Below are 24,048 nucleotides of genomic sequence, written 5' to 3'. Positions count from 1 at the left end.
GTCCCGCGGGCGGGCGCGATCGAATTTGCTGCAGTGCACTCGATTGCCCCAGGTGACGTCACGCATGCCGTCGGATGGCGACGTGCCGGCAACGGGCGTAGCATTCAGACATGCGGCCGGCCGCGATCCCGACTGACGGATCGGCGGCACACCCCGATCCGGCCGCGGCCGGCCACGCATGACGGCCCGGCAAAGGAGCCTCGATGCGCTCGCAAGCAACGTCCGTCTCGCGCCTGAGGCGCTATGGGATCGCGGCTGCGGTCGTCATTGCCTGCCTGATCGCCATCGGGCGCATCACCGGTATCCTGGTCGACTGGCTATGGTTCTCGTCGATCGGCTATGCCGGCGTCTTCTGGACGATCCTGTCCACGAGGGTGCTGCTGTTCGTCGCGGTGTTCGCCGTGTCGGCGGCCGCGATCGGCGCGTCGGGGTTGCTCGCGCATCGTCATGCGAGGCCCGTCGACGTCTGGCAGGTCGAGGACACTGCGTCGACGCGCGCGGAGGATGTCCTTCGGGCGCTGGCAGGGGAGGTCGCGTCGCGCATTCCCTGGCGCGCGGTCATCGCCGCCGGTGCCGTTTTTCTCGGGCTTGCGATCGCCGCCGGTGCGATGTCGAGCTGGGATGTTGCGCTGCGCTTTCTGCATCAGGTGCCGTTCGGCGCGCACGATCCGATTTACGGCAAGGACATCGGTTTCTATCTGTTCGCGCTGCCCGTCTGGATCGTGCTGAAGAACTTGCTGCTGCAAGTGGTCGTCTGCTGCGCGATCGTCGCAGGTAGCGTCTACTGGCTGCGCGGCGACATCATGCTTCGTCCGCCGAAGGGGCTGTCGTCGGCTGCTGCCGTTCACGGTTCGGCGCTGCTGGCTCTCTTCTTCCTGCTGAAAGCCTGGTCCTGGTGGCTCGAACGCTTTCTGCTGCTCTACGACAACAACGGTGTCGTGGTCGGCGCCGGCTATACGGATGTCCACGTGATGCTGCCGGTGCTGTGGCTGCTCGTCGGCCTCGCCACTGCGTCGGCCGTTGCGATGCTGGTCAACATGCGCCGGCCCGGCTATCGGCTGCCGGCCGCGACGGCGCTGCTCGTGTTCGGTACTTCGTTTGCGCTCGGCATCGTCTACCCCGCGCTGTTCCAGCGCTTCTACGTCAAGCCGAGCGAGCTGCAGCTCGAGACGCCCTATATCCAGCACAACATCGCGTTGACGAGGCAGGCTTACGGTCTCGCGCAGATCGAGGTCAAGCCGTTTTCGGCCGGGCAGGGCCTGAATCTCGCGTCGCTGCAGGCCAATCGCGCGACCGTCGACAACATCCGCCTGTGGGATGTGCAGCCGCTGATGGATACCTATGCGCAGTTGCAGGAGATCAGGACTTACTACAAGTTCTTCTCCGTGGATATCGATCGCTACCGGCTCGACTCCGGCTACCGGCAGGTCATGCTGTCGGCGCGCGAACTGGAGCAGACGATGCTGCCGGAGAACGCCCGAACCTGGGTGAACCTGCATCTGCTGTTCACCCACGGCAACGGCGTCGTGATGTCGCCGGTCACGGAGAAATCCACGGAAGGCTTGCCGTCGCTCTATCTGCGCGACATTCCGCCTGTCGCGGAGGGCGGACCGGCGATCCACGAACCGCGCATTTACTTCGGCGAAGGCGGGCAGGGCTATGTGATCGTGAAGGGCAGCGTGCCCGAATTCGACTACCCGAAAGGAGACAGCAACGTCTACACGTCCTACAGCGGGCGCGACGGTGTCGCGATCGACGGCGCGGCGCGGCGCAGCCTCTTCGCGTGGCAGTTCGACGATCCCAACATCCTGCTGACGCACTACATCACGAACGAGAGCAGGATCCTGTTTCACCGCAACATCCGGGACCGGATACGCATGATTGCACCGTTTCTCGCGCTCGACCACGACCCCTATGTCGTGGCAAGCAACGGACGCCTGTTCTGGATGCAGGACGCCTATACGACCAGCCGCTGGTTTCCGTATGCGCCGCCCGGTGTCGGCGACGGCGCCAACTACATTCGCAACGCGGTCAAGGTGGTGGTCGATGCGTACAACGGCACGGTCGACTTCTATGTCAGCGATCCTTCCGATCCGCTGGTGCGGACTTACGCGCGCATCTTCCCCGGCATGTTCAAGCCGCTCGACGCGATGCCGCAGGATCTTCAACGGCATATCCGCTACCCCGAAGATCTGTTCCTGATCCAGGCGAACCTCTACCGCGCTTATCACATGGATGCACCGGAAGTGTTCTATAACCGCGAGGACCTCTGGCAGTTTCCTCGCGCGCTGGGCGATATCGACGGGAGCAACGCCGCGAACACGCAGATGGCGCCGTACTACACGATCATGAGGCTGCCCGGCGACGCGCAGGCCGGCTTCGTGCTCATGCTGCCGATGGTGCCGAGCCAGCGCGAGAACATGATCGCCTGGCTGGCCGCGCGTTGCGATCCGCCCGGGTACGGCAAGCTGATCGTCTACGCGTTCCCCAAGGACAAGCTGATCTACGGGCCGTACCAGATCGAGGCGCGCATCCAGCAGAGCACGGAAATCTCGCAGCAGATCTCGCTGTGGAACCAGATGGGCTCACGCGTGATCCGCGGCCATCTCGTGGTCGTGCCGATCGAGAACTCGATTCTCTACGTGTCGCCGCTTTATCTGCGCGCGGCGTCGGGCCAATTGCCCGAGCTGAAACGGGTGATCGCGGCCTATGGCGATCGCGTCGTGATGGAGGAAAACCTGAGCGAGGCGCTCGCAGCGCTCTTCAAGGAGACGCGGCCGGTGGCGGCGCCGGCCAGCGGCGCGGCGGATGCGCGCGCCCGCGACGCGCTTGCCCATTACGACCGCGCGATCGAGCGGCTGAAGGCGGGGGATTGGGCCGGCTTCGGCGCGGAACTCGATGCGCTCCGGCCGTTGCTCGAAGCGCTGGGCGCCGTTCGCGCGGATCACAAGAAGTGAGTGGGGCGCGGTTGAACGAGCGTGAACTCGACTGCCCGTCATCGAGAAGTCGTCGTGTTGTTCCGGGTGCGCGCGTTGCGCTGAATCGAGGCGGGGTGCGGAAAGCCGGCCGGCAGCCACCTCGTCACCCCATACATCCTCGATGGCTCGATCGAGCCGGCCAATCCGTCAGGTCAGCGGCGGCGCGTGCCCATGATCCTCCAGGCCCCGCGCGTCATCGTATTCCCGCGAAATATCCTTGTTCGTGTAGTCCCCGAGCTTCGATGCGGCGACCAGGCTCAGCACCGCACACACCAGCACGTACACCGCGATCGCATACCCCGAATGGTAGTAGGCGAACAGCGCCGTCGCGATCAGCGGTGCCGGGCCACCTGCAATGACCGAAGCGAGCTGATAACCCATCGACGCACCGCTATACCGCAACCGCCCGGTAAACGACTCGGCAATCAATGCAGCCTGCGGCCCGTACATCATCGAATGCGGGACCAGCGACAGCACGATGGCCGCGAAGATCCATGCCGGATTCCGGCTATCGACCATCGCGAAGTAGAGGAATCCGAACACACCGACGGCGGCCGCACCGATCATGTACATCCGCCGCCGCCCGATCAGATCCGACACGTGCCCGAACAGCGGGATGGTGAAGAATTCGACCACGGACGCCACCAGCACCGCCGTCAGCAGCAGTTCGCGCGTGGCGCCCAGCGCCGTGATCCCGTAAGTGAACACGAACGCCGTAAAGATATAGAACGGCGCCTGTTCGGCCATCCGCGCAAACGCCGACAGCACGATATCCCTCGGCTGCTTGCGCAGCACTTCGAGCATCGGCGTCTTCTCGATCCGGCGCTCGGCCAGCAGCTTCGCGAAGATCGGCGTCTCGAGAATATTCAGGCGGATATAGAGCCCGATCGCGACCAGCAGGATGCTGAGGAAAAACGGCACGCGCCAGCCCCACGCGAGGAAACTGCTGCCGGAAAACCAGCTCATGGCCAGCACGGCGAGGTTGGCGAGGAACAATCCCGCCGGCACGCCGAACTGCGGCCACGACGCGACGAAGCCGCGATGCGCATTGGTGCGCGCCCACTCCATCGACATCAGGACCGAGCCGCCCCATTCGCCGCCAACGCCGACGCCCTGGATGAAGCGCAGCACCGTGAGGAAAACGGCGCCCCAGATGCCGATCGTTGCGTAGGTCGGAACGAAGGCCACGGCGAACGTGGCGAGCCCCATCAGCAACAGGGTCACGATCAGCGTGGCCTTGCGTCCGATGCGGTCGCCGTAATGGCCGAAGATCGCCGCGCCGACCGGCCGCGCGACAAAGCCGACCGCATAGATCAGGAACGCCTGCAGCGTGCCGACGAGAGGGTGGGACTGCGGGAAATACAGCTTTGCGAAGACCAGGCCGGTGACCGTGCTGTAGAGGAAAAAGTCATACCATTCGATCGTGGTGCCAATCGTGCTGGCGATGACGGCGCGGCGCAACTGGCGCCGGGCTTCCTCGTCGGAGAGGGGCGTGGCCGCGGATTGCATGGCAGCCATTTCGATATCTCCCAGAAAAGGGCGACAGAGAAATAAACCATACGCCCGGCGACAGGTTCCGGCAAGTGCAAGCCGCGAATGGCTTGTGCGGCGCCCACACCTTTCAGTCAGAAATCCTGATATATCGCACGCTCAACCACCGGCGCGGGCATGCATGTCGATGAACGCGCGGGTGCGCGATGGCTCGGTGATTTCCGTCCATTGCAGATGTGCGTATTTCGGATCGTCGTCGATCGGTTCCAGGCCATTCGAGAATCGCCTGATGGATTGCGCCATAAGAGGCCGGCTCAAAATCGCTTGAGACGTTTTTATTTTCCTGGCGGGCAGGCAGCCATGGAAAATTCCGCCCGAATTGAATAGCAAGAAACGGAATGTTTGCGCGGCTGGATGCGACCAGACTAAGCACTGATCAATCCGGACATGAGAAAAGACAATGAACGTGCTTGCAAACAAGGTTGCCATCATCACCGGCGCCAGTTCCGGAATTGGACGCGCGACCGCGTTGCTTTTCGCTCGCGAGGGCGCAGCGGTGGTCGTTGCCGCCCGTCGCAAGGCTGAGCTGGAAAGCCTTGTGAAGGAAATCACCGCGCATAAAGGAACGGCGGTATGCGTCGCGGGCGACGTCAGGGACGAGACTTATGCGCAGACGCTCGTTCAGACGGCCGTTGACCGCTTCGGTGGCCTGGACATTGCGTTCAACAACGCGGGGACGCTTGGCGAAATGGGGCCCACGCCACACATATCCGAGACGGGTTGGGGCGAGACGATCGATACCAATCTCACGAGCGCATTCCTCGGCGCGAAGCATCAGATCCCGGCGATGATGCTTCGTGGCTCGGGAAGCGTCATCTTTACTTCGACTTTTGTCGGGTACACGGTCGGCTTTCCCGGCGTCGCAGCCTACGCCGCCAGCAAGGCAGGATTGATCGGATTGACCCAGTCACTCGCCGCGGAGTTTGGACCGAAGGCCATTCGCGTCAACGCAATCCTTCCTGGTGGAGTCGACACCCCGATGGGGCGCGCAATGAGTGCGTCGCCCGAAGCAATGGCTCATGTGGCAGGACTACACGCGCTCAAACGTATTGCCACGCCGGAGGAACTCGCGCAGTCGGTCCTCTACATGGCTTCCAGCGCCTCCTCGTTCATGACCGGCGGGGCGCTGCTGGTTGACGGGGGGGTATCGATCAATCGCACCTGATGTCGGGGCTTGGGACGCTTTAAACGGCCCGGAAACGAATTCGGCAACTTCGACGTGAACGCATCGGCCCGGCGAACCGCCGTCGCGGTGACCGGCGCGGGCACGTCGGCTGGATCGACGTGGAGGGGCGCTGTCATTCTTGCGTCGCCAGCGGCAACTTCCCGTGATCGCTCGCGATCCCGATAACGGCCTCCAGGCGTCGGCCCGCCGCTTACTTCCCGTTGCGCGGCGTGCGGCGCGTTTGCCGGGTTCGCGCCGCGGATGGCGCGCTGTCGGTGTCGTCGACTTCCGGGAGCACCAGCTCTTCCATCAACGCCAGCGTGCGCAGGCAGAACTCGTTGCCGGCCGCGCGCTCGGCATCGGAAAAATGCGCCATCGCCGGTCCGATCGACGATTCGTTCGCGAGCTTCACGACGGCCTTCTCGACGACGTCGAGACCTTTCCTGGTGAGGTGGACGATGAATCCGCCCGCGTGGCCCGGATCGGGCTGACGCTCCACCATCCCGAGGCTCGCGAGGCGGTCGATCTTCTTGGTGATGGCGCCCGACGTCACGAGCAGCGCACGGTACAGATCGGTCGGACGTTTCGCGTACGGGTGCCCGCTGCGGCGCAGCGCGAGCAGCACGCGCATGTCGGATCCGCTGATGCCCCACATGCGCTGGCACATCTTGTCGAACGACTGCTCGACGAGGGTGCCGATCCGCATGAAGTAGATCGCCAGCAGGAAATTCGACAGATCGAGATCGCTGTGCTCGTGCTGCCATTGCAGCGTGATCAGCTCGATCAGGCTGTGACGCGGCAGGCTCGCCCTGGGGGCGGATTCCGTCGGCGCCGACGCTGTTCTTGTGCCGGTGCGGCGGCGGGCGGGCTGCTTCGCGTCTGCGGTGCTCATCTCGATGGCTTCCTTGGAAGGGCATGCGACCGGGTCGATCGTAACGGGGCTGCGACCGGTGTCGCTGTCCGCCATTGTACGTAAGTTTCCCGGTCGCACGTCCGCAGGCATCGCTATCCGGCCTGCACGGCAGTACGCAACATGTCGGCGACCTGCCGCTGGGCCAGTGCGGCGGCGTCGACCTCGCCGCGCATGCCGTAGAACGTGTGCAGCATGCCCGTATAACGTACGCACGTCGTTGGCACGCCCGCTTCGGCGAGCTTGCGCGCATAGGCTTCGCCGTCGTCGCACAGAACGTCGCACTCGGCCGTGATCACGAGGGCCGGCGGCAGGCCCGCGTGGCTGTCCGCATGGAACGGGGACAGCGTCCAGGTCGACGGCGACACGCCGTGATCGAGCGCGTACTCGCGGAATGCATGCGCGACGTCGGCGGTGCGCTGCACGAAGCCTTCCGCATAAACGGACAGCGACGCGTGCTCCTGCGTGGCGTCCGTCGCCGGATACACGAGCGCCTGTGCAAGGATGCGCGGCTGTGCCCGTTCCCGCGCGAGCAGGCACACGACGGCGGCGAGATTGCCGCCGGCCGATTCGCCGAACACGGTCAGCCGCCCGGTCGGAAGCCCGTGCTCATGCCCGTGCTCGGCAGCCCAGCAGGTCGCCGCCCACACGTCTTCCAGCGCCGCCGGGAACGGATGCTCGGGCGCAAGCCGATAGTCGATGCTGATCACGGCCAGCCCCGCGTCGCTGGCCAGATGCCGGCACACGGCGTCGAAGCTGTCGAGATTGCCCATCCGCCAGCCGCCGCCATGAAAGGCCATCGTCGCGCCGGCGGCGCCGGCGGGATGGTAGATGCGCACCGGGATGTCGCCGCCCGGGCCGGGAATCGCGAGGTCGAAGACCTTGTCGACGCGGGGGCCGGGCGTGCGCGTGGCCGTGCGCGCGGCGATGCCGGCGCGCGCGTCGTCGGCGCTCATCTGCGCGAGGCTCGGCCGCGTGGCGGCCGCGTCGGCGAACGCGCGCAGCGACGGATGAATCAGGTCGCGTGGCGACGGATGTTTCATCTGGCTCATGGCGTGGGTGTTGCCGACGGGGCAAACGTAATGGCAGGAATGGCGGCCTTCACGCTCAGCCCGCCGTCGACGGTGACGATTTCGCCGGCCATGTGGGCACTCAGGTCGGACGCGAGGAACAGCAGGTGGCCGGCGATTTCCGCGGGCGTGGCCGCGCGCCCGATCGGGATCGCTTCGCCGATCCGCGTCCAGGTCGCTTCGTCCAGCCGCTGATTCAATCGCGGCGTGCGCACGAACCCGGGAGACACCGCGTTGATGCGCACGTTGTACGGCGCATACTCGACGCCCGCGCAGCGCACGAGATGGTGCAGCGCGGCCTTCGACGCCGCATACGCGACCTCGCTCGGCACCGCGCGATCGCCGGCGAGCGAGCCGACGAACGCGAACGTGCCGCCGCCGTCGGCCTTCATCATCTCGCCGCCGATCTGCAGCGCGAGGTACGCGTGGCGCACGACGATGTCGAACTGCTGATTCCACGACGCATCGTCGACAGCGGCCAGCGGCTTGATGCCCGCGACGCCGATGATGTCGACGACGCCGTGGATGCGGCCGAAGTGCCGGCGCGCCGTGTCGAACACGCGCTGCATGTCGTCGCGCGATGTGGCGTCGGCCGCGCAAGGAATCCCGTCGACGGCTTCGGCGATGCGGCGGGCGAGTGCTTCGTCGCGGTCGACGCAGAGCACGCGCGCACCGGCCTGGGCCAGCGCATGAACCGTCTGCTCGCCGATGCCCTGGCCGGCGCCGAGCAGGACGAAACCGCGCCCGTCGAGTCGCAGCAGCGACAGGTAGTCCGGCGTGTGGCTGCGGGTTGGATCGTTCGTCATCAAGGTGCTCCTTACGCTTCGATGGTTTCGCGATGCGACGGCAGCAGATCCTGCCAGGATGCATCGTCCGCGAGTGGCCGGTCGCACGCGCCGACGCCGCGCAGATCGAGCCCGAGCGCCGGCGGCGGCTCGTCGTTCATCACGCGCTTGACCGCTGCCAGCAGCGCGCGGCGCACGCGCACGACGGCCTGGTCCGCGGGCACCAGATGCTCGCGCGACCGGTCGTAGAGCGGGCCCTGGGACAGCCCGATCGTCGCGTCCTCGACTTCGACGCCGCGCAGGCCGGTCCAGTTTTCCTTCATCAGCGCGCGGCTCTGGCCGAACGAATCGGCCCAGCTCGCGTTGAACGTGCAGTTCTTGCGATCGTAATACTTCGGATCGTCCAGGCCGAGCAGCTCGACGATCTTTTCCTCGGTGATCGGCGAGTCGCCGTGCACGACGATGTAGGTGCTCGTGTGCGTGTCGTCTTCGGGCACTTCGAGCACGGTGAACAGAAACGCCGGCGCGGGAATGATGCGGCCGTACGGCACGATGAACGGAACGACGCGCGCGTTGCGTACGCCCGGCTCGTCGGTCTTGCGCAGCGCGACGTAGTGAAAGCCGAACGCCGTGTCCTCGATTTTCAGCGACGGCTCGAGGTCGTTCGACGCGAGCGCGGCCGGGTTCACGACATCCGGATTGCGCGTGAACGCATCGTCCTTCCAGCCCGGCCGCGCCATGTTGGTGTGCAGCACGCCGACGTGCGAGCTGTCCTCGCCGCCTTCGACCAGTTGCAGGTAGTTGCACGCGACGTTGATGCGCAGCACGACGCGATGGTTCGGTTCCGCATCCATGAACGCGTAGCGCGAGAACGCGGGCTCCTGCTCCTGCGGGCCGACGTAGGCCCACACGATGCCGCCGGCCTCGCGCACCGGAAACGCGGGCGCCTTCATCCGTGCCGCGTACTTCGGGTCCGCATGGTTCGGCGTTTCCATCACGGCGCCCGACACGCTGAACTTCCAGCCGTGATACAGGCAGCGAATGCCGCCTTCCTCGACGCGGCCGAGTGCGAGCGACGCGCCGCGGTGCATGCACAGCTCCTCGAGCAGGCCGACCTGGCCGTTCGTGTCCCGGAACGCGACATACTGCTCGCCGAGCAGACGCACGCGCAGCGGTGCGCCGTCCGGATCCGGCAGTTGCGCGGACGTGCAGACCGGGTGCCAGTAACGTCGCATCAATGCGCCGCCGGGCGTGCCCGGGCCGACGCGGCACAACATTTCGTTATCTTCGTGGCTCAACATATCGAACTCCTGTTTCAACTCGGGTTATGTGTTGCGCTGCGTGCGTGCGCCGGAAGACGACACGATCCGGTGGTGCGGAACCAGCCGCCGCCAGTCCTCGCCCGGGCCGATTTCGCCGGACACGCCGATCGCGCGGCCGGATTCCGCGCGCAGCGCCGGAATGTCCTGCTGATCGCGCTCCGCGCGCGCGCACGCGAGCAGCGTGCGATGAAGGCGGCTGATCGCGAGATCCGCGGTCGACAGCATTTCCTGCGACCGGTCGCGGATCGCGCCGCTCGAGATGCTGCATGCGGCGTCTTCCTGCGTGATGCTGTCGAATCCGGTGAAGTGGCCGTCGCGTTGGGCCCGGCGATCCTGGCGATAGCCGTTGGCAAACGACATCGCCGCCGGCGAGTCGCAGGTGTCGAGCGTCATCCCGTATTTGCGCAGCGTCGGCTCGTCGAGGCCCACGAACTTGAGCTGCGCGCTGCGCAGCGGCTCTTCGCCGACGGGCTTTTCGGCATCCCACCACACGTGGAAGAAGTAGCAGCGCTCGTCGTTGATCGGGACCGCGGCGAGCCACACGTCGCCGTTCGCGTTGGCGATGAAGCCCGGCGCGATGAACGACGTGACGCGGGCGATGCGGTTTTCGCCGGCCTGGCGGATCGCGACGTAGTGAAAGCCGAAATCCGTCTCGTCCGCCTCGATCGTCGGGGCCGCGTCGAACTGCATGTGCGTGATCTTCCCCGCGTAGTCGAGGTCGGAGTCGTTGGTCCGGGCCAGCGCGGAGCTGTGCAGCACGGTCAGATGCGACGAGTCGACGAGCCCTTCGATCACCTGCACGAAATTGCAGTTGACGATCGCGCACACGTTGATGCGATGGGCATCCGGCAGGTCCATGAAGGCCCGGTGCGGGAACGGCGGCGCGTTGCCCTCCGGGCCGAGGTACGCCCACATCAGGCCGCCCGCTTCGCGCACCGGGTACGTGCGGCCCCTGATACGGCTCTTGAACTTCGGATCGGGAACGTTCGGCGTTTCGAGCACCGTGCCGTCCACCGCGAATTTCCAGCCGTGATAGATGCAGCGCAGGCCGTCGCCGTCCGCGCGGGCGAGTTGCATCGACGCGCCGCGGTGCAGGCAGCCTTCGTCGTAGAGGCCGGGCCGGCCGTCCCGGTCGCGCCAGACCACGAAACGTTGCCCGAGCAGCTCGATCGTGTTCGGGTCGCCGTTCGGCTGCGGGAGGTCGGACGACTGGATCACCGGCAGCCAGAAGCGGCGCATCGCATTGCCCATCGCGGTGCCCGGGCCCGTGCGGCACATCAGTTCATTGTCCTGCTTGGTCAACATGTTGATTCCCTCGTTCCAGGTTTCAGCGGTACGCGAGCGGCGGCATCAGAGATCGAGTACCAGCCGCGCAGTCTTCGCGCGCGAGCAGCACGGCATGAAGCTGTCGTTGCGCGCTTTCTCGTCGTCGGTGAGATAGAGATCCCGATGGTCGGGCTCGCCGGCCAGCACCCGGGTCATGCAGGTGCCGCAAACGCCTTGTTCGCACGACAGCGGCAGGTTGAATCCCGCGTCCAGCAGCGCATGCGCAGCGCTTTGGCCGGCACCCACCCGGATCACGTCGCCGCTGCCGTGAATTTCGATTTCGAACGGAGCGTCTTCATCCGACGGCTCGACCGGCGCCGCCGCGAAATATTCGCGGTGCAGATGCGCTTCGTCCCAACCGAGCGCGCGGGCGGTCTGCAGGATGAGATCCATGAAGCCCGTCGGCCCGCAGACATACAGATGCGTGTCGGCCGACGGCGAGCCGATCTCGGCGCGCGCGTCGAGGTGCTGCGCGGCCGGGCCGTCGTCGACGTGAACATGCACCCGTGCGTGCGAATCGTCGCCGGACGACATCTGCTGCACGCGCTCGACGAACGCCATCCGCGACAGCGAGCGGCCGCAGTAGTGCATGACGAACGGCCGGCTCTCGCGCGCCAGTTGCTGCGCCATGCCGAGGATCGGCGTGATGCCGATGCCGCCCGCAAACAGCAGCGACCGCTCGGGGCCGCGGTGCAGCGCAAAGTGATTGCGCGGCGCGCTGATCGACAGCGTGTCGCCCGCGCGGACGTCGTCGTGCAGGCTCGCGGATCCGCCGCGCGATTGCGGGTCGCGCAGTACGCCGATGCGATAGCGCGACGGCTCGCCGGGCAGGTCGTACAGCGAGTACTGACGCACGAGCCCGCCCGGCAGGTGCACGTCGATATGCGCACCCGCTTCGAAGTCGGGCAGCCGCTCGTCCGACAGCGGCTCGAATTCATAGCCGACGATATCGTCGGCCAGCCACGTCTTCGCGGATACGCCGACTTGCAGCAACGCGTTCGATGGGGGGGTGTTCCGTTCCATGATGAGTGCTCGTATGAAAGGGGCGTGCGTCAGGCCGCGACAGGAAGACGGCGCCGGATGACCACCGGCGACGCGCCCAGTTGTTGCTGAACGAGCCAGCGCGCGAGCCCTTGGTCCATCACGCGCACATGCTCGGGAAACCACCCGGCCAATGCGCGGGCAAATGAACGGACGACCTGCGGCCGGCCTTCGGCCAGCGCGGCGCGAACTTCGTCGGTCGACCGCAGCACGGCCGCGTGCTCGTCGATATGGCAGCCCGCGGAGCCATAGGCCGTGTCGCGCATCGCGGCATCCTCGTCACCGAAGTGGCGGTGCGCATGCTCGGCAAAGGCGTCGAGCGCGCGCTCGAGGTCGTCGTCCGATGTCATGAGCAGCGCGTTCACGCATTCGACGAATTCGTGGTGCGTGTCGTCCATCGATCCGTGGCCGAGCGCGTAGTCGTCGTTCCAGACGAAGCCGGCGGTTTCGGCCGGCGACGGCACGCTCCGGGGATGGGCGCCAGCCTGATGATCTTCTGATTCTTTCATTTTCATATCTCGCTACATGAACTGGATCAGACGAATCATATTCGTCTTCCGTGGAAGATAGATAACGAAGAACCGGATGTCGAGTCAGGGAAAACTATGAGTGGCTGAAATTCGCGGAAGTACCCCGTACTAGCGCCGCTTCGAGCTGACATAGGGTAACTCACGATCCGTCTTTCGGTTGACATGGAAGATGTGCGATTACTATCTTCCGTGGAAGACGAGAATTACATGGAGGCGGCAAAAATGAGTCTGCGGACAAATGGGTTTGGAGAAGGGCTGGCGCGGCGCAAGGCGGTCTGGCTCGGACTTTCGACGCTCGCGGTGTGCGCGTCGGGAGCCGCTCACGCGCAATCGAGCGTGACGCTGTACGGGATCATCGATACCGGCGTCGAATACGTGACGAATGTCGGGCCCCAGAAGCAGAGTGTGGCGAAGGTGCCGCAACTCACCGGGTCGTTGCCGTCGCGGTGGGGCATTCGTGGCAAGGAGGATCTGGGCGGCGGCCTGAGCGCGGTCTTCGTGCTGGAGTCGGGCTTCTCGCCGGGGCAGGGGACGCTGAACCAGAGCGGCCGCCTGTTTGGCCGGCAGGCGTACGTCGGGCTGTCGGGGCGGTGGGGCACGCTGTCGTTCGGCCGTCAGTATTCGCAGATCTATTGGGCGATACCGGGCGACACGATGGGGCCGAACATCTATGCGGCGGGGCTGCTCGACACGTATCTGGCCCAGGCGCGTCTCGACAACACGATCGTCTACAGCATTACGTCGTCGGGCTTCACTTTCGGCGTCAGTTATTCGCTCGGCCGGGACGCGGTCGCGCCCGCGGCCGCCGGCGGATGCGCGGGCCAGTCGCCGACCGACTACCGCGCGTGCAAGACGATCGCCGCGATGGTGAAATACGAAGCGCAGAGCTGGGGCATCGCGACCGCGATCGACCGGAACAATGGCGGCGGCGGGCCCGGCTCGCCGCTGCCGCGCAGCTCGCAGACCGACACGCGCGCCGTCATCGACGGCTACGTGAAGTTCGGCACCGCGACGATCGGCGGCGGCTTCCTGCACCGCATCAACCACGGGGAGCTGGCGCCGGGCGTCGTCGATGCGAGCAGCAATTACTGGTGGCTCGGCGCGACTTATCTGCCGGTTCCAACGATCGTCCTCGACGCGCAGTTCGGCCATCTCACGGTGAGCGGACACGATGCCGGCGCGTCCGTGATCGCGGCGCGCGCGATGTATCTGCTGTCGAAGCGCAGCTCGGTGTACGTGACGGCAGGGCGCATCTTCAATCAGCGCAACTCCGTGCTCACGATCGACGGCGGCACCGCGGGCACTGCTTCGTGGCCGGCGGCGGGCGTGGATCAGACCGGGGTGATGCTCGGCATTCGCCATATGTTCTGAAGAAACGGCACGCGCATTGCGATGCGTGTGCCGGCGACGGATGTCCTTCGGGATGTCCGGTCGTCGCCGCCTTTCCTGCAGAGAAGACATTTTCGGAATTTCTTCCGAGGATGGTGTTATGTCGCATGACGATAGAGCGGCTGCGCATCGCTTCACTCGATTTTCCGGGCGGAAATCGTGAAGAATGCCGTTTTTCATAGATTATTTGTTCGCAAGCACCCCTCATCGCGATGCGGGTAAAATCCCTTCTTGACATCTTCCTGGGAAGATACAAAGATGCACTCCAGAAACTTATCGGACGAAGCCCACGCACCAGTCGTGGCGAGCCTTGCGCCGGTGAAACTCTGGAGACACGTATGAAGATTCAGACTGGAACATCCGGGCCCGGCAACGATGCGACGCTGCCGGTCGATGGACTGTCCTGCGTCAAAGGCGACACCGGTTCCGCGTTGAGCGAACTGACCGTGCCGGCCCTGCTGGCCGAAACCGTGAAGCGCCACGGCGAACGGCCCGCCGTCGTATTCCGCGCGCAGGGCGTTCGCTGGAATTGGCAGGCGTTCGCCGACGAGGTCGACGCGATGGCGGCCGGCCTGCATGCGATGGGCCTGCGCCGAGGCGACCGTATCGGCATCTGGTCACCCAACCGGTTCGAGTGGACGGTGACCCAGTTTGCGACCGCCCGGCTCGGTCTGATACTGGTCAACGTCAATCCGGCGTATCGGCTTGCGGAGCTTGAATACGCGCTGAACAAGGTGGGCTGCAAGGCCATCGTCGCGCCCGAGTCGTTCAAGACGTCCCGTTACCTGGACATGCTGCAGACCCTGGCTCCCGAGCTGAAGCACTGCGAGCCCGGCGATTTGCGTGCGGCAAGGCTGCCCACGCTGCGATGGGTGATTCGCATGGAGGATGTGCCCACACCGGGCATGCTGACGTATCGGCAGGTGCTTGCGCGTGGCGCAGGCGTGTCGATGGACGAGCTGGATGCGATTGCCGCGGGGCTCGACGCCAACGACCCGATCAACATCCAGTTCACCAGCGGCACCACCGGCGCGCCCAAGGGCGCCACGTTGACGCACCGGAACATCATCAACAACGCACGGTTCGTGGCCGCGGCCATGAACTTGCGGGAAGGGGACCGGCTGTGCGTGCCCGTACCGCTGTATCACTGCTTCGGCATGGTGATGTCGGTCCTCGCGTGTACGGTCAGCGGCGCGTGCATGGTCTTCCCGGGCGAGGCGTTCGATGCGTTGGCCACCATGGCGGCCGTGAGCGACGAGCGTTGCACCGCGCTGCACGGTGTCCCGACGATGTTCATCGCGCAGCTCGACCACCCGGATTTCGCTCAATACGATTTCTCCAGCCTGCGCACCGGCATCATGGCCGGCGCGCCGTGCCCGATCGAGGTGATGAAACGGGTCGTGTCGACCATGCACATGACGGAGGTCACCATTGCCTACGGCATGACGGAAACCAGCCCGGTGTCGTTCCAGAGCGCAACGGACGATCCGCTCGACAAGCGGGTGTCGACGGTCGGCCGCATCCAGCCGCATCTCGAGTGCAAGGTGGTCGACGTGGACGGGAAGGTCGTGCCGGTTGGCGAGACGGGCGAACTGTGCACCCGCGGCTACTCGGTCATGCTCGGCTACTGGGATGACGAAGCGCGAACGCGCGACGCGATCCGCGACGGCTGGATGCACACCGGCGACCTCGCGACGATCGATGCCGACGGCTACTGCAATATCGTCGGGCGTGTGAAGGACATGCTCATTCGCGGCGGCGAGAACGTCTACCCGCGCGAGATCGAAGAGTTCCTGTTCCGCCATCCCAAGGTGCAGACCGTGCAGGTATTCGGGGTGCCCGATCGGAAGTACGGCGAGGAGATTTGCGCGTGGATCGTGCTCAAGCCGGGCCAGGAGGCGTCCGAGGACGAGATCCGTGACTTCTGCCGGGACCGGATCGCGCACTTCAAGATCCCGCGTTATATCCGCTTCGTCGAAGACATGCCGATGACGGTGACTGGAAAAGCGCAGAAGTTCGCCATGCGCGAAAGCATGATCCGGGAACTCGATCTGAATGTAAGCAGAACTGCCTGATCAAGGAGATACACATGACATCCGTCCGTTTCGAGCGCCGCGATTCCGTTGGCCACATCGTGCTCGGGAATCCGCCGCTCAACCTGATTGCAACCGCGTTTTCCGAACACCTGAGCGAAGCCGTCCACGAGGCCAGCGAAGCGAACATCCGGGCGCTTCTCGTGCGCGCGGAAGGCCCGAACTTCAGCCAGGGCGGCGATATCCTGGATTTCATCGACAAGGAATTCAATGCGTGGCGCACCTTCATCAGCGACATGCATCACTCGTATCGCAAAATCGAAGCGCTGCAGATTCCGACCGTGTGTGCCGTGCGCGGCCGGGCCTGGGGCGGCGCGTTCGAACTGGCGCTCGCTTGCGACCTGGTCGTGGCTGCGGATAACGCATCGTTTCGCTGCATCGAGCCGTCGGTCGGCACCATCCCCGTCTGCGGTGCCGTTCAACGGATTGCGGAACGTGCGGGGCCGGCACGCGCGGCACGCTACGTGATGTTGAGCGAGGTGATGTCGGGTACGACGGCGGGTGAACTGGGCATCGCCGCATTCGTGGTGCCGGAAGCCGATGTGGAAAAAGCTGCGCTGGATCTGGCGATCCGGCTTTCGAACGGTCCGACGCGCTCGTATGCGGCCATCCGCGCGCTGCTGAAAGCCTGGTCGGCGGGCGGTGTGCCGGGCGCCGACCAGGTGGTGCTCGATCTCGGGATGCCGTTGCACAACACCGAAGACGCGCGACGCGGGCGGACGGCCCGCGTCGACGCGATGAAGCGGGGCGTGGAACCCGAACCGGTCGTTTTTTACGGGCGCTGATGCGAGATTGAATGCCTCGCGCACGGGGTTCGAGAAGCGGCTGCCCGGATGCAGAGGCGTTTCGGCTCCGTGCAGATTGGCGGGGCGGCCAGTTGCTTGACCTGCGAACCGTAAAGATCGAAAAACCGTTGCGGTGACGACTGGCCCGCGGTTTCAAAGCATCAATCGTCGCGCTTGTGCTGCGGGAGCACCCAGAGCATCCGTCCCACCGCCTCGGCCTGATTCCGCGAATGTGTCTTCTCGTAGATCGCGCGCAACTGGGTACGAATGGTCGCGAGCGACACGCCGGCGCTGGCCGCGCATTCGTCCGGCGTCTTGCCGCCGATCAACGCTTCGGCGACGGCGGCTTCGGCGCTCGACAAGCCAAAGGCCTGCCGCAACTGTTGCGCGACGACGAGCGGGGCGGCGCTGCGTTGCCTGACCGTGACCAGCAGCGTCGCGTCGCCGACGGCGGCATGGCGCGCCTGTCCCGACAGGGCGGCGATGCCGAGAAAGATTTCGTGCGCGGCGCTCAAGGTGCCGGAAAGGGCGAGGCTCTCGCTTTTGCGGGTCTTCGCGACGCGCGCAAGCGCCGCCTTGAGTGCGTCATTCTGCGGCGCGCTCGCCGCGCTCAGATGACCGTGCTCGAGCTTGAAGCAGGTGGTCGCGCGCAGCATCGACTCTGCGGCCCGGTTGACGAACACGACGCGCGAATGCCTGTCCAGTGCGAAGACGGACAAGCCCAGTTCCTCCATCAGTTCGGTGCCGAGCGCAGCGTCTCGAAGCAGCACTCTTGCATCCTGCCAGAGGTTGATCGAGCGTTGCAGATGCACTGCCATGCCCGTCAGGGTCGCGCGTTCTTCCGGCGAATAGGGCGGTCGGCCGCACGCTCTCAGTAACCCGAGCAAGATGTTGTCGCTGCCCGGGCGCGCGAAGCGAACCCCCATCAGGTAGCGAAAGCCCGACGGAATCTGAAAGTCCTGGAAGAACTCGCTGCGCTCGACGTCGCGCTCGGTCAGGTGATCCTGACAGCAAACGAATTCGCCGAGCGGTGCGTTCTCGACAAAGCCGCGGCGCGGATCGAGCGCGCCGTAATACTGGTCGTAGAGCGCGACGACCTCGTCGAACTCCGCGCGCGGCGAGTAAATCGAGAATTTCGGTGCATTGCGAGCGGCATCCCAACTGAACATATGAAAAACGTTTGCGCCGAGCGTTTCGGATACCCGGTGGAATACGTCGAGAAAACCATCCGGACACAGCGCGGCCTCATAGAGGTCCCCGATGAGTTGGTCCCGTTGCATGCTTTCCCCCGCCGCGTCGCGATCTTGGTATGTGGAGTTTTGTCTGAGGATATTGATTCGAATGCCGAATTTTTTTCAGGCTAACACAGGTTATTTGCGTTCCGTGCCGTGTTATTTCCCGATTTTCATTCACCTGAATGATGATCGCAAAAACCGGCTTTGCGAGAATCCCCGCCATTCAGCGTGCATGCGCGGTGCGTGTGACACGCATCAACCAGAAGACTCTCGGGGAAAACGCAATGAAACTCACACCTGTCGTGTCCGGTATTGCAGCACTCGTCCTGTCGGCTTGTGGCGGCGGCAGTTCGTCGTCGTCTCCCCCCAATGAACCCGCCGCGCAGACGGTCAGCGGCGTCGCGGCCGCCGGCGCGGCGATGCAGGCCGCAACCGTGAAACTGGTCGATGCGACCGGCAAATCGGTCGACTGCCCGGCCGATGCGTCGACCGGCGCGTTTCATTGCACCGTGACCGGCCTGACCGCGCCTTTCGCGTTGTCGGCTTACGGCAACGTCGCCGATTCGCAAGCCACGCTGATCGCACTGAGCGCCACGGCCGGCACGCAGACGATCAACATCACGCCGATCACGAACGCGATCGCCGCCACGATCGTCGGCGGCAACCCGACGAAGCTGCTGGCCGATACCGGGCTGCTGCAGAGCAAGGTCACCGCCCAGGCCGTTGCCAGCACGGTGCAGGCCTATTCCTCGGCACTGGCCGACGTGCTGGCCGCGACCGGCAATACGGGCGTCGACCTGATTTCCGGCTCGTTGACCGCGGGCGCACCGGGTCTCGACCGGTTGCTCGACCAGGTGAAGATCAACGTCCTGCCGGATGGCGGCGTCCAGATCAGCTCGGTGGCGGGTGCGTCCGGCGATGCGCCGGTGCAGCTTCAGCTCGCACCCGGCGTCGCCCCGCAGGCCAGCGACAAGGCCAGCCTGCCGGCCGTCGCGACCATCAATGGCGCGGTGGTGTCGAACCTGCCGAGCGCCAGCGACCTGGCGGGATTGCAGGGTGCCCTCAACCAGTGCTTCACCGGTTCGACCGGCGCTGCGCGCGTCGGCGGCAGCGTGTCGGCGTGCGGCCGGATCTTCGTCGATGACGTCGCGTCGGGCGCGCTGAACGCCGGTGTGCCCGCCAAGTACCTCAACAACGGGATGTCGGTCGACCAGGAGTTCGGTGCGCCGGCCGGCGGCACGCCGGGCATCGTGGCCGACGATGCGATGAACAACGCCAGCTTCAGCTTGCCGGAAGTCATCCGCGTCGTCGCCGGCGACACGATGTGGGTCAAGCTCGCGTGGACGCGCGCCGACGGCATTCGCGACGGCATGCAGCAGCATGTGCAACTCGCCGTGCGGGCGAGCAGCCTCGCGAGCGGCGACAACGGTTGGCGCGTGGTCGGCAATCAGCGCGCGGTACTGAGCAAGGTGAACGCGAACGCGCAGAAGTGGGACTGGCTGAATCCGGCCAATCCGTCGACGGGGACCAACGCGTTCGTCGATTCGCTCAACCTGCAGGTTGGGACCGTCGATGCGGCAGGCACCGCGGTGGACTTCGCGATCGTCAACGGCCCCGGATTACGCAACGGCGTGTTCCTCCAGCCGTCGAGCGGCACGTGCGACACGCTGAACATCCGCGCGCAGGTCGCGAGCGGGCAGACGCCGGTCCAGCTTGCCGCACTGGCGAAGAGTGCGCAGTGTCGCAACAATTTCCGCCTGGCCGGCGTCGCGCAGGACCCGGCCAACCAGAGCCTGTTTTCGTGGCCCGGCGACGCGCCGCGCAACAATACCGCGTGGGCGAAGCCGCAATTGAGCGCCGCCGAGCTGGCCGACATCAAGCCGTTCAGCGCCTATACGATCGACGTCTACCAGAACGGCAACACCGCGGCGCCGGCCAGGCACTATACGGTCCGGCTGCGTACGCCGTCGCCGTCGCCCGACGCACTGCGCCAGTACGCGTGGCACGATCTGGCGCAGTCCACACGCGACAGGCTGACGCCGGGCACCGCCGGCACGTTCGCGGGCGGCGCGACCTTCCCGCTGAGCTGGACGTCGAAAGCGGGGCTGCCGTTCGTCAAGCGCGGCAACGTGCAGATTCGCGCAACCGCGGCAGGGCAGGCAGCGGCGACGTTCGTCAACGGTTCGGCACCGGCCGTGCCGGTCCTGCCGGGCGCCGCGGTGACGCTCAACGTGCCGGGCGATCAGGGTGTCGCGTTTCCGTCGGTGGCCGGCTGGACGGGCGGCGGCGACTTCTCGTTCGTGAACCTGAGCTGGTCCGACACGATCGACACGCTCTTTACCGAGGCCTTCGAGTACGACCGGTGACGGCCAGCCGGGCGGATGCGTCCGGCGGGACGGTTTGCGTTCCCGCCGGCTCGTTCGCGTCACGGCGCGGCGAGACAGCGCAGGCTACGGCTTGAACTGCAGCCGCTGCACACTTCGACGTTCGGTCCGCCCGGGAAAATTCGCCGATGCGCCAGCTGGTTCGGATTGCGCCCGGGGAGGGGCTCACCCGATGTGCTGAGCGCCGAGTGGGCGCGCAAGGCCCGAATGAATTGTCCGCCGATCAGCCGCCTGCAATCGCAGGCGGCTGATCAACACCTGCCGTCCTCACGCCTGAGCGCCGCGTGACGTCGATCGGCTCGCTTTCCTCCGAACCGAAGTACCGCCACACGACCTTCCGGCGTTCAACACGCCCACACAAGTGCCGTCAGTTCACCCCGACCGCACTCCACGCGCGCGCGACTGTTGCGCTCTCGGCCGAGTTTGTGCCATACAGGTCGTTCGCCGCCTGGATCGACGCACGCCGCGCGCCCGGGTAGCTCGAGTTGGCGTTCAGGTACACGGTCAGCGTCCGGTACCAGATCTTGCCGGCCTTCTCGCGGCCCAGGCCGCTGAAGGTCGTGTCGCCGTTGCAGACCAGCTGCGTCCTCGACAGACCGGTATCGGTCGACGGCACGGCCGGACCTTCCGACAGCAGGTAGAAGAAGCGGTTGCCGACGCCCGACGTGAAGTGCGGATCGTGGCGCGGATTCGCCCACGAGAAGCCGCCGGACGGATAGCAGCTGAACGACCGGCCGTCGAGATCCTGCTTGTACATCTTGCGCAGGCCGCCGCTCACCACGCGCGCGCCGATCACGTAGTTGCCGGGATCGTTCGGGTTGTTCGCGTAGAACTTCACGAGCGTGCCGAAGATGTCGGACGTCGACTCGTTCATGCCGCCCGCGTCGCCCGAATAATTCAGGTTGGCGGTGGCCTCGGTCACGCCGTGGCTCATCTCGTGCCCGGCCACGTCGACCGACACGACGGGCTTCGGCAGGCTCGTGCCCGACTGGCCGTCGCCGTACACCATGATGTGCGACGGCATCCATGCCGCGTTCGCGCCAGTCGTGCCGCTGCCGGTGTCGAACACTACGTGCGCGAAACTCTTCACGCCGCGCCCGTCGTTGAAGATGCCGTTACGGTTGTGCGCAGTCTTGTAGTAGTCCCAAGTCAATGCGAGGCCGTAGTCGATGTCGGCGGCGACGGTCTGCCGGTCGGTGGTCGAGCTGTTGCCCCACACGTTCGTGCTGCTCGTGAAGATCGGCAGGTCGGTCGCTTGCTCGACATCCTCTGCGATCAGCCCGCGGCCGTCGTAGACGGAGCCGCTGCCGCGGGTCGGATCGAGCATCCGGTACGCGTTCGTGCCGGTCTGGTCGGTGGTCAGCGTCAGGTTGCCGTAGTACAGCGAGCGGCCGGTGCCGGTCGCGGCGGCGGTCTTGATCAGGTCCTGAGCGTCGAGCACGGTGCCCGTGCGAGCGTCGACGTAGTACAGCACGGCATCGCCGTGCGCGTCGGTCGCCTTGCCGTATACGCGCACCGCGTAGGCCAGCGTCGGCGTGACGTCGCGCGCGAACACGACGAGTTCCGCGTCGTCGACGCGGCGCACGTCCGAGCTGAAACGCGCGGCCGCGATGCGCTTGACCCTGGCCGCGCCCACGTCGGGCGCGTTGCGCACCACGAAGCGGTCGCCGACCTTGCCGATCTTGCCGGCGAGATTGATCGGCGCGGGCAGGGTCAGGCTTGCTTGCTTCAGCTGCCCGTGGTTCGAATGGACGACGACGTCGCCGCCGATCACGGGCAGGCCCGCGTAGAAGCGGTCGAAGCGCACGTGCTCGGTGCCGTCGGGATCGACGATCACGTCGCGTACCTGGAACTGGTCGCCGTCCGTCGGCGCGTTCGCCTGCGGCGCCGCGAACTTCAACGTGCGTGCGGCGCTGCCGGTAGCCAGGCTGAAGGCGGACGGGTTCTGCTGGATCAGTTGCAGCGCCCTGTCGACCGCGGCCGGCTGGTCGCCGGCTTGGGCAAAAGCACTGAGACTCGCGACGGTAATCGCGGTGACGGACAGCAGACGAGACAGTTTCTTCATGTAATCCCCCAGATTATGAATAAATGCGTGATTTTCGAGGAATGCATCAAGGACCAACTTTGATATGAGACATGTCGCGAACCGCAGGGGCATGCTAGAAGAGCGTTTTTATAATTACAAGATATTTTCTAATAAATTAATTTTTAATCATGGCGGCGTTAATCGAGTCAGGATTTGGTGAGAAATATGAAATGATCTTGTCGGCTGCGTTCGCGGGATCGGCAACATCGCGCTGGCGGGGTGCGCTTGGGGAGCGGCGGGAGACCTGGGCGCGGGGCGGAGCGAGGCCGTGACGCCACTCGATCGGAACGGGCGATGCGAAGCGGAACGACAACGACGGTCGGAATTTATTTTATTAAATATTCGCTTTGATTGTTGCCTTCGTATGCGTGTAAATGAAATTGGTCCATGGCGCTGCGTTCGTCATTTACGCGGCGAATGTCTTTAAATTTGCAATGGACGTCCAGCGAACGAACGGCGGCCATGTTTCAAAGGGGGAAGCGGTGGGATGCGCCGGCGGCGCGCAGAAAATGGCAATTCATTGGATGACGCCGCGGTGTCCCAGGCGATATTCGCAGGCACCTATGAGAGGTTCGGCCGGAAGTCGGCCGTCAAACCCAAGAGCGCCTTGTGGAACTTCACCAGACCCGCGTGAACGCGGCGATCGCGTCAAGCGGCGCGGGATCAGTGCGCCCATCAGGGAGTTGCAGTCCTTCGTGACCGCAATAAGCTCGTTACGCAGCTTTTCGATATCGGCGTCGCCGCCACACTTTAGGGCAGCCTTGTGCACCTCCAAGTGCGCGTCGGCCTCGCTCTTTAGTTGCGACTTCAAGGTCTTCAGCGGTTTCGGATGTTCGACTGCCTCGCGAAGTGTTTCGTTCTCTACGGTCTTCTTGCCGAGTACCCGTTGCAGCTCACGAATCTGCTTGAGTGCATCGGCCAGTTCCGACGCCGGAACCACTTCTTCTCCAGCCTTGAGCGCTGACAGGCTCCCATCCTGGTACAGCTTGCGCCAATGGAACGACTGGTTCGGGTTCACGCCGTGCTGCCGCGCGACCAGCGAAACCGATTTCCCCGGCTCGAAACTCTCGCGCACCATCGCCAGTTTCTGTTCCGCCGTCCGGTGCCGCCGACGCTCCGGGCCCGTCAACACATCCATCACTTCCTGCCCGGTGTTAGTCAAAAACACAGTCTTATGCCTACCCGTTATGTTAAGTGGGAGGCAGTGTCCGGTGTTTCAGGGGGCTGCTCCAGCCATCCAGCATAGACGCGACCCGGGCCCTTGCGGTGACGTTGACGCGCCGTGAAAACGAGCCTCGATGCGCCGTCGGAAATTCACGGATCGCTTGTCGCTGCAGCTTTCGTGAAGCGTGATGACAACATCGGATCGAGAATCGATCGATATCGGGTGGCGGTGCA

17 protein-coding genes and 1 pseudogene are annotated in these 24,048 nt (G+C 65.1%); 6 read left to right on the top strand and 12 right to left on the bottom strand.

What is annotated here, in order from left to right; all coding sequences use genetic code 11:
- The first annotated feature begins 203 nt into the window (after positions 1–203).
- On the top strand, positions 204–2,957 hold the full coding sequence (locus JYG32_RS35780; protein WP_213268252.1) for a UPF0182 family membrane protein: 2,754 nt from the start codon (positions 204–206) through the stop codon (positions 2,955–2,957).
- Positions 2,958–3,125: 168 nt separating this feature from the next.
- Here JYG32_RS35780 and JYG32_RS35775 read toward each other — a convergent pair whose 3' ends face one another.
- Positions 3,126–4,496, bottom strand: a complete 1,371-nt coding sequence (locus tag JYG32_RS35775) for an MFS transporter (protein ID WP_174380140.1) — start codon at positions 4,494–4,496, stop codon at positions 3,126–3,128.
- A gap of 132 nt (positions 4,497–4,628) precedes the next feature.
- Positions 4,629–4,961, bottom strand: a complete 333-nt coding sequence (locus JYG32_RS39350) for a hypothetical protein (protein ID WP_249744977.1) — start codon at positions 4,959–4,961, stop codon at positions 4,629–4,631.
- On the opposite strand from JYG32_RS39350, the gene JYG32_RS35765 reads away from it, so the two are divergent.
- On the top strand, positions 4,930–5,694 hold the full coding sequence (locus JYG32_RS35765) for an SDR family oxidoreductase (protein ID WP_174380141.1): 765 nt from the start codon (positions 4,930–4,932) through the stop codon (positions 5,692–5,694). The genes JYG32_RS39350 and JYG32_RS35765 overlap by 32 nt on opposite strands.
- A gap of 211 nt (positions 5,695–5,905) precedes the next feature.
- Here JYG32_RS35765 and JYG32_RS35760 read toward each other — a convergent pair whose 3' ends face one another.
- From JYG32_RS35760 to JYG32_RS35730, 7 genes are all read right to left on the bottom strand, one after another.
- Positions 5,906–6,586, bottom strand: coding sequence for a MarR family winged helix-turn-helix transcriptional regulator (locus JYG32_RS35760; protein WP_249744976.1), 681 nt, complete (start codon positions 6,584–6,586; stop codon positions 5,906–5,908).
- Between the two features lie 113 nt (positions 6,587–6,699).
- Positions 6,700–7,656, bottom strand: coding sequence for an alpha/beta hydrolase (locus JYG32_RS35755; protein ID WP_249744975.1), 957 nt, complete (start codon positions 7,654–7,656; stop codon positions 6,700–6,702).
- Entirely contained in the window at positions 7,653–8,480 is an 828-nt protein-coding gene (locus JYG32_RS35750; RefSeq protein ID WP_213268251.1) for an SDR family NAD(P)-dependent oxidoreductase, read from the bottom strand. The genes JYG32_RS35755 and JYG32_RS35750 overlap by 4 nt, the downstream gene beginning before the upstream one ends.
- Before the next feature lie 11 nt (positions 8,481–8,491).
- The gene (locus tag JYG32_RS35745; RefSeq protein ID WP_174380143.1) at positions 8,492–9,760 is read right to left on the bottom strand and encodes a Rieske 2Fe-2S domain-containing protein; all 1,269 of its coding nucleotides are present in this window, start codon (positions 9,758–9,760) and stop codon (positions 8,492–8,494) included.
- Positions 9,761–9,784: 24 nt separating this feature from the next.
- Entirely contained in the window at positions 9,785–11,086 is a 1,302-nt protein-coding gene (locus tag JYG32_RS35740) for a Rieske 2Fe-2S domain-containing protein (protein WP_174380144.1), read from the bottom strand.
- Positions 11,087–11,131: 45 nt separating this feature from the next.
- Complete coding sequence (locus JYG32_RS35735; RefSeq protein ID WP_213268250.1) at positions 11,132–12,130, bottom strand: PDR/VanB family oxidoreductase; 999 nt, start codon at positions 12,128–12,130, stop codon at positions 11,132–11,134.
- A gap of 29 nt (positions 12,131–12,159) precedes the next feature.
- Positions 12,160–12,657, bottom strand: a complete 498-nt coding sequence (locus JYG32_RS35730) for a bacteriohemerythrin (RefSeq protein ID WP_174380146.1) — start codon at positions 12,655–12,657, stop codon at positions 12,160–12,162.
- Between the two features lie 243 nt (positions 12,658–12,900).
- Here JYG32_RS35730 and JYG32_RS35725 point away from each other — a divergent pair, with 243 nt between their 5' ends.
- From JYG32_RS35725 to JYG32_RS35715, 3 genes are all read left to right on the top strand, one after another.
- Positions 12,901–14,049, top strand: a complete 1,149-nt coding sequence (locus tag JYG32_RS35725; RefSeq protein WP_213268249.1) for a porin — start codon at positions 12,901–12,903, stop codon at positions 14,047–14,049.
- 356 nt (positions 14,050–14,405) lie between these two features.
- Positions 14,406–16,142 (top strand): AMP-binding protein, encoded by a 1,737-nt coding sequence (locus tag JYG32_RS35720; protein ID WP_213268248.1) that lies wholly within the window; start codon positions 14,406–14,408, stop codon positions 16,140–16,142.
- A 59-nt stretch (positions 16,143–16,201) separates the two neighbouring features.
- Entirely contained in the window at positions 16,202–16,945 is a 744-nt protein-coding gene (locus JYG32_RS35715; RefSeq protein ID WP_249744974.1) for an enoyl-CoA hydratase/isomerase family protein, read from the top strand.
- A gap of 161 nt (positions 16,946–17,106) precedes the next feature.
- On the opposite strand, the gene JYG32_RS35710 is transcribed toward JYG32_RS35715, so the two are convergent.
- On the bottom strand, positions 17,107–18,225 hold the full coding sequence (locus JYG32_RS35710) for a helix-turn-helix transcriptional regulator (protein WP_213268247.1): 1,119 nt from the start codon (positions 18,223–18,225) through the stop codon (positions 17,107–17,109).
- Positions 18,226–18,464: 239 nt separating this feature from the next.
- Here JYG32_RS35710 and JYG32_RS35705 point away from each other — a divergent pair, with 239 nt between their 5' ends.
- Entirely contained in the window at positions 18,465–20,546 is a 2,082-nt protein-coding gene (locus JYG32_RS35705) for a hypothetical protein (protein WP_213268246.1), read from the top strand.
- A gap of 385 nt (positions 20,547–20,931) precedes the next feature.
- On the opposite strand, the gene JYG32_RS35700 is transcribed toward JYG32_RS35705, so the two are convergent.
- Together JYG32_RS35700 and JYG32_RS35695 are read right to left on the bottom strand one after the other, a co-directional pair.
- A complete protein-coding gene (locus JYG32_RS35700; protein WP_213268245.1) occupies positions 20,932–22,629 on the bottom strand; it encodes a M4 family metallopeptidase in 1,698 nt (565 codons plus the stop codon).
- A gap of 835 nt (positions 22,630–23,464) precedes the next feature.
- Positions 23,465–23,788 (bottom strand): annotated as a pseudogene (locus JYG32_RS35695) (transposase); the annotation flags it as partial.
- Positions 23,789–24,048 lie beyond the last annotated feature (260 nt).

Origin of the sequence: Burkholderia pyrrocinia (genome assembly GCF_018417535.1) — a bacterium.
GTDB classification, from domain to species: Bacteria; Pseudomonadota; Gammaproteobacteria; order Burkholderiales; family Burkholderiaceae; genus Burkholderia; species Burkholderia pyrrocinia_E.
This window is presented reverse-complemented; position numbering and strand designations above follow the sequence as displayed.

What these genes read in the sequence shown, in the direction of transcription:
- JYG32_RS35780 (WP_213268252.1), top strand. Translation starts at nt 204, where the DNA reads ATGCGCTCGCAAGCAACGTCCGTCTCGCGCCTGAGGCGCTATGGGATC.
- JYG32_RS35775 (WP_174380140.1), bottom strand. Translation starts at nt 4,496, where the DNA reads ATGGCTGCCATGCAATCCGCGGCCACGCCCCTCTCCGACGAGGAAGCC.
- JYG32_RS35765 (WP_174380141.1), top strand. Translation starts at nt 4,930, where the DNA reads ATGAACGTGCTTGCAAACAAGGTTGCCATCATCACCGGCGCCAGTTCC.
- JYG32_RS39350 (WP_249744977.1), bottom strand. Translation starts at nt 4,961, where the DNA reads ATGATGGCAACCTTGTTTGCAAGCACGTTCATTGTCTTTTCTCATGTC.
- JYG32_RS35760 (WP_249744976.1), bottom strand. Translation starts at nt 6,586, where the DNA reads ATGAGCACCGCAGACGCGAAGCAGCCCGCCCGCCGCCGCACCGGCACA.
- JYG32_RS35755 (WP_249744975.1), bottom strand. Translation starts at nt 7,656, where the DNA reads ATGAGCCAGATGAAACATCCGTCGCCACGCGACCTGATTCATCCGTCG.
- JYG32_RS35750 (WP_213268251.1), bottom strand. Translation starts at nt 8,480, where the DNA reads ATGACGAACGATCCAACCCGCAGCCACACGCCGGACTACCTGTCGCTG.
- JYG32_RS35745 (WP_174380143.1), bottom strand. Translation starts at nt 9,760, where the DNA reads ATGTTGAGCCACGAAGATAACGAAATGTTGTGCCGCGTCGGCCCGGGC.
- JYG32_RS35740 (WP_174380144.1), bottom strand. Translation starts at nt 11,086, where the DNA reads ATGTTGACCAAGCAGGACAATGAACTGATGTGCCGCACGGGCCCGGGC.
- JYG32_RS35735 (WP_213268250.1), bottom strand. Translation starts at nt 12,130, where the DNA reads ATGGAACGGAACACCCCCCCATCGAACGCGTTGCTGCAAGTCGGCGTA.
- JYG32_RS35730 (WP_174380146.1), bottom strand. Translation starts at nt 12,657, where the DNA reads ATGAAAGAATCAGAAGATCATCAGGCTGGCGCCCATCCCCGGAGCGTG.
- JYG32_RS35725 (WP_213268249.1), top strand. Translation starts at nt 12,901, where the DNA reads ATGAGTCTGCGGACAAATGGGTTTGGAGAAGGGCTGGCGCGGCGCAAG.
- JYG32_RS35720 (WP_213268248.1), top strand. Translation starts at nt 14,406, where the DNA reads ATGAAGATTCAGACTGGAACATCCGGGCCCGGCAACGATGCGACGCTG.
- JYG32_RS35710 (WP_213268247.1), bottom strand. Translation starts at nt 18,225, where the DNA reads ATGCAACGGGACCAACTCATCGGGGACCTCTATGAGGCCGCGCTGTGT.
- JYG32_RS35705 (WP_213268246.1), top strand. Translation starts at nt 18,465, where the DNA reads ATGAAACTCACACCTGTCGTGTCCGGTATTGCAGCACTCGTCCTGTCG.
- JYG32_RS35700 (WP_213268245.1), bottom strand. Translation starts at nt 22,629, where the DNA reads ATGAAGAAACTGTCTCGTCTGCTGTCCGTCACCGCGATTACCGTCGCG.